General features: G+C 52.5%; 1 protein-coding gene. It reads left to right on the forward strand.

Annotation, left to right across the window (positions count from 1 at the left end):
* Positions 1-102: 102 nt before the first annotated feature.
* The gene (locus H8B02_RS47140; protein WP_229172494.1) at positions 103-1,551 is read left to right on the forward strand and encodes an IS4 family transposase; all 1,449 of its coding nucleotides are present in this window, start codon (positions 103-105) and stop codon (positions 1,549-1,551) included.
* Positions 1,552-1,575: the final 24 nt, after the last annotated feature.

A 1,575-nucleotide genomic window follows, 5' to 3' on the forward strand; every position in this document is an offset into this window, starting at 1 on the left:
ACGATTACCCACATTTTTTGACGTGCACTGAGCCGAAAAACTTGAGTCGCCGGAATCACTTGTGATTCTTTGATGAGCACCTGATTCGAGAAGAGGTGCTCTATGAGACTGACTTCACGCGCTCGAAATGAGAAGGCGCATCCGTTGGCGTCTGACGCGGTGACCTGGTTTGACCGTGAAGCCGCGCTGTGCGAATTCCAGGACGCTCGACTAGGCGAGAGATTTCGCATGCTGCTGAAGCAGATTGGTGGAGACATCGGACAGAGCATTCCGATGGTTTGCCAAGACTGGGCGAATACCAAGGCGGCCTATCGTTTCTTCTCCAATGAACGAGTAAGCGAGGCCGACATCCTATCTGGTCATTTTAAATCGACGCGGGAACGTATCGCGGCGGCGAAAGGACCTGTTCTTGTCCTGCATGATACGACCGAATTCACCTATCAAAGGGAGCGCCCGGATCTGATCGGGATGATTAATCGCATCCCAAAAAGCAACTCTCGAAGATTGGACGGAAAACCCCAAACGTACACGACATGCGGAATATTGATGCATTCGAGCCTTGCGGTGACCCTCGAGGGGCTTCCACTGGGGCTCAGCGCCGTGAGGTTCTGGACCAGAAAGAAATTCAGAGGGGTCGCTGCGCTCAGGCGCGAGGTCAACCTGACACGGATCCCCATTGAAACCAAGGAGAGCATTCGGTGGCTGGAGAACCTCAAGCAATCCACGGAGCTTTTCGAGAAGCCATCGCAGTGCATCCATATCGGTGATCGTGAGGCCGACATTTATGAATTGTTTTGCGCCGCCCAAGAGGTTGGAACGCATTTCTTGGTAAGGACCTGTGTCAATCGCCTGGCCGGCGATGGCGATCATACCGTTGCAACGATAATGGACGAGGTCGTGGTCAAAGGTCTCCACCGGATCGAAGTCCAGGATAGCAAGGGCAATCCAGACCAGGCTGTTCTTGAAATCCGGTATCGTAAAATCCGTATTCTGCCACCGATAGGCAAGCAGTCGCGGTATCCAGCTTTGACTTTGACAGTGATCCACGCTGATGAAAGAGGAGCGCCAAAGAACAGAAAGAAGATTGAATGGAAACTCCTGACCGATCTTCCGGTGCAATCGCGCGGGGATGCGATCGAGAAACTCGAATGGTATTCCCTGCGATGGAAGATCGAGGTCTTCCACAAGATACTCAAATCCGGCTGTAGGGCAGAGGACTCGCAACTGCGGACTGCTCAGCGATTGACGAATCTGATCTCGGTGTTCTGCATTGTGAGCTGGCGAATTTTTTGGATGACGATGCTCAATCGTTCCGCGCCAAATGCCTCACCGGAATTTGCGCTGACCAAAGCTGAAATCCAATTGCTTGATCGGCTCGTCAAAGACAAGAATCCAATCAGCACACAACGAAAGACATTGTCGCATTATCTCATCAAGATTGCCAGGCTCGGCGGCTATCTCGCCCGCGCCAACGATCCGCCACCAGGGAATCTGATCATGTGGCGCGGACTATCGCGATTCATCGATATCGCAACGGGAGCGAAACTCTGACTCAAAAATGTGGGTAATCGTAAG

The sequence above is a fragment of the Bradyrhizobium altum genome (assembly GCF_020889705.1).
In the GTDB taxonomy this organism is placed as follows: domain Bacteria; phylum Pseudomonadota; class Alphaproteobacteria; order Rhizobiales; family Xanthobacteraceae; genus Bradyrhizobium; species Bradyrhizobium altum.